The sequence below is a fragment of the Pseudomonas sp. CBC3 genome (assembly GCF_037967085.1).
In the GTDB taxonomy this organism is placed as follows: Bacteria; Pseudomonadota; Gammaproteobacteria; order Pseudomonadales; family Pseudomonadaceae; genus Stutzerimonas.
This window is the reverse complement of the sequence record NZ_JBANEO010000013.1, coordinates 1-4225: the sequence shown is the minus strand read 5'-3', so window position 1 is coordinate 4225 and position 4225 is coordinate 1. Positions and strand designations below refer to the sequence as shown.

General features: G+C 57.4%; 2 protein-coding genes. Both read left to right on the top strand.

Going from position 1 to position 4225, the window contains the following annotated elements; genetic code table 11:
- The first annotated feature begins 334 nt into the window (after positions 1–334).
- A complete protein-coding gene (locus tag V6943_RS20115; RefSeq protein WP_256057988.1) occupies positions 335–2206 on the top strand; it encodes an ATP-dependent nuclease in 1872 nt (623 codons plus the stop codon).
- On the top strand, positions 2203–3915 hold the full coding sequence (locus V6943_RS20110; RefSeq protein WP_256057987.1) for a UvrD-helicase domain-containing protein: 1713 nt from the start codon (positions 2203–2205) through the stop codon (positions 3913–3915). The genes V6943_RS20115 and V6943_RS20110 overlap by 4 nt, the downstream gene beginning before the upstream one ends.
- Positions 3916–4225 lie beyond the last annotated feature (310 nt).

Genomic DNA, 4225 nt, shown 5'->3' with positions numbered 1-4225 from the left:
CACAGCTATCGGTCGCGGTAGGCAACAACCGGCCCAGAGTGTGTAAAAACGCTTCGTCAAAATTGAAGTGCGCGCGTCTACGTGAAATCTGAAATTTTTCGGCACCTCAGCAGATGTGGATTTCGCCCAGATGCGCGATTTCCAGTCCGGTTTTGAGTACCTGTCGCGCTCGAAAACGTTTTTACACAGCCTCGGCCAATAGCGGCCCTTGGCTGCGGGCGCGCGGTACGCGACTCGGCCCGAAGGAGCCCTCAAGTAGCGATACAGTCGAATAGCACCTACCATGACGCACTAGAATCAGTAGCTTGGTTTCCACTAGACAAGGAGGGTCGAAGTGCATCTTGTGCGTGTTCGCGTCCGGAACTTCAGAGGCATCGCATTCGGTGAGGTCCACATCAATGGACACACTGCTTTTATCGGTGACAACAACGCCGGCAAGTCCACATTGCTGGAAGCGGTGGACTTGGTACTTGGCCCGGAGCGCCTGAGTCGTCGCCCTGTAATCGATGAGCACGATTTCTATGCCGGTACGTACGTAGACCCGGCCAAGAACGAGGTCGTCCCGATCCAGGTCGAAGTTATTGTCGCAGGACTCTCTGATGAGCAACTGCGGCATTTTCGGGACCATATCGAGTGGTGGGACACACAGACCAAGTCATTGCTCGTAGGGGCGCCCCCGGAGGGAACAGACGCGCCCCATGTCGGAGCGGCAATACGCGTCTTCTTCAACGGTTGGTATGACGTAGATGAGGACGACTTCGCCGGGGACACCTATTACGCCACTCCCGAAATGCCGGATGGCTCCTACCCCCGGTTCTCTGCGCCCGACAAACGAAAATGCGGTTTTCTTTATCTGCGCACGCTGCGGACCGGAGCTCGCGCACTCAGCCTGGAACGGGGCTCTTTGTTGGACGTGATCCTTCGGCTGAAGGAAACACGACTGACTATGTGGGAGGATTTGCTCGACCAGCTGAGGGCACTGCCAGTTGGAGAGACCGAGGACATCGGCGAGTTGCTTGTTGCAGTCCAAGATGCAGTACGGCACTACGTACCATCCGACTGGGCAGAGCAACCCCACATGCGGGTTTCGGACCTCACTCGCGACATGCTCCGTCGAACCCTGACTGTCTTCATGGGTACTGGAGCGAAAAGGCCGGACGGCTCAGTCTATTCCGCCCCATATCAGCACCAAGGCACTGGCACGATTAACACGCTGGTATTGGCTCTGCTTTCGATCATCGCCGAACTCAAGCAAAGCGTGATCTTCGCGATGGAAGAGCCAGAGATCGCGCTTCCGCCGCACACCCAGAAGCGAATCATCAATTCGCTGCGCCAGAAGTCGGCACAGGCCATCTTCACCTCCCACTCACCCTACGTGCTGGAGGAGTTCGAGCCTGCCCAGGTAGTGGTTCTCAAGCGCACGGCCGGTGTTATGACCGGGGTTCCTGCAACATATCCGCCAGCAGTCAAGCCCAAAGCCTATCGCACAGAATTCAAAGCACGGTTCTGCGAAGCCCTGCTGGCACGCTACGTACTTGTACTTGAGGGCCGTACGGAGTTCGACGCATTGCCTGCCGCTGCCCGACGGCTCGCCGAGCTGGATCCCACGCGATTCAAATCGCTCGAAAACCTAGGTGTGGCGATCGTCGACGCCCGCGGCGAGACCAATGTCGCGCCACTGGGTGCATTCTTCCGCTCACTCGGAAAGGTCGTGTTCGCCGTATTTGACAAGCAAACGCCGGAGGCGCTCGCAACCATCACTGCCTCGGTCGATCATGCCTATGAGTCTGCGACTAAGGGCTTTGAAAACCTTGTCTTGTATGGCGCGTCTGAGGTGGCACTCCGCAGCTATGCTGCTGTTGTGGTTGTTGGCGCTGATTGGCCGCAGCATCTCGCGGCATACACACCAACACCCGCAACACCGCTGGCCAATCTGCAGGTAGCTCTGTCGCACTATTTTGGCTGGGCCAAAGGCGGTGGCGACGCCGGCGACTTGCTCGCCTCCTGTCCAACTGCCAATGACATGCCCGAATACGTGAGAACCACGCTGGCAGCCATCAAGAACGTCATTGAGCCACCTCAGCCGCTTCCATTACCTCCCCAGCTAGCCGGCGTGCCCCCTCTCCCAGAGGCTGCAGCCAAGCCACCGCCATTGGCAGCAGCCTATGGGAAGTTCCAACCGTCCCCGCCCCAGCCTCTGGCATGACGGAAGTGTGGAGCGATCAGAAGCGCGGCTTCCTGGCGTGCGCTGGGCACACCTTGGCGCTAGGTGGTCCTGGTGCAGGCAAAACACACGTCGCGCTGGTCAAAGCTCGTGATGAGATTCGCTCAGGCGTACTCAAGCCAGGCCAGAAGATCCTCTTCTTGAGCTTCGCCAGGCCTACCGTAGCGCGCATCATCGAAAAGGCTTCTGAGCTGATTTCTCGCGAGGACCTGAAGCAACTTGAGGTCAGCACGTACCACGGTTTTGCTTGGAGCATTCTCCGAAGCCACGCCTATCTGTTGAATGGCAGGCCGAGCTTGCAGCTTCTGCCACCACCCGAGGCAGCAGCGCATTTGGCAGATATCGATAAGGCCCAGCACGAAAATGAGAAGCGACGCCTATTCGAGCACGAGGGCCGCCTGCATTTCGACTTGTTCGCAAGTTTGGTCAGCGAACTGCTGAGCCGTAGTAACCGGCTAAGCGCCATCTTCTCCGACGCCTATCCCATTATCATCCTCGACGAGTTTCAGGACACAAACTGTGATGAATGGGCGCTGATCCAGCAGCTTGGAAAGCGTAGTCGCCTCATTGCTCTGGCCGACCCTGAACAGCGGATCTATGAGTTTCGAGGCGCTGATCCTAGGCGGGTTGGCGACTTTCTGGAGATCTTCGGCGCCGTCCACTTTGATTTCGCAGGTGAAAACCACCGCAGCAGCGGTACCGATATCACGACCTATGGGAATGACCTGCTCACTGGCGCAAACAAGGGCAAGGTCTATCAGCAGGTAAAAATCACGCGTTACGGCTTCATGTATGGAAAGGGCCTGCACTTCAATGCCAAGGCCGCAGTGCTCTCGGCGTTGGATCGCCTCAAGGCAATACCGGACAAATCGATCGCGATCCTGGTGCCATCCAAGCGGCTGATGCTCGAGCTTTCTGATTACCTTTCTTCTGCAGCTGATGGTCTGCCAGAGCTACATCACGACGTTGCAATGGATGCTGAACCGCCGGCTCTCGCCGCTGGCGTTATCGCCACGTTACTGGAGGGGGGGACGGCTGGCGATGTGGCGAGCCGCATGCTTGGTGCACTTCACTCGCACATTCGTGGACGCCGCGGAGGCAAGCCTACCCCCCAGTCCGAGCTGGACCTGGCAGGTGCTCTTAGCGGATTCCTCTCCTCGGGAAAGATCCGCGGTGCCAAACGCCAGCTGATTGTCAGCGAAGTTCAGCGTATCGCAGAGTTGCGGCAGCAACTGCAATTAACGGGCGACCCTGCGGAGGACTGGTTGCAGCTGCGCGGCCTGTTGCAATCGTCCGCTGCGGTAGCCTTGAAGCAAGTAGCAACAGATGCTCGCTACCTTCGACTTCTTCATCGTGGCTCGGTACTGCGGGCTAACCTGGGTGCGCTGTGGCGTGCCCAGGGAGAGTACAAGGGGGCTGAGGAAGCAGTCCGCAGTGCCTTGATGCAGGAGCATTTCGCTGCAGCTCAAAAGGACTGGCGCGGCATCCACCTAATGACGATACATAAGTCCAAAGGGAAGGAGTTCGACGAGGTCATCATCTACGACGGCCTATTCCAGCGCATTGCCAAAGCCCCGCAGGATCCAAAAATCTGCGCTCAGGATCTTTTAGTGCTACGGGTGGGAGTGACTCGGGCGATACGTCGAACCACCATTCTGACTCCGAAGCGCGATACCTGCCCTTTCCTGTGAATCAAGACGTCCCCTGCTTACACCTCTCCCTGCTGATCCGGCCGCAGCTGAAAGCGGTCGTAGACGCGCCTATCTGAAGAGGTAAAGAGCTTCTCAGTCTCATAATTGCTAGCACAGAATGGTTCACGTTAAGTCCGCTTTTGGCCGAGGCTGTGTAAAAACGTTTTCGAGCGCGACAGGTACTCAAAACCGGACTGGAAATCGCGCATCTGGGCGAAATCCACATCTGCTGAGGTGCCGAAAAATTTCAGATTTCACGTAGACGCGCGCACTTCAATTTTGACGAAGCGTTTTTACACACTCTGGGCCG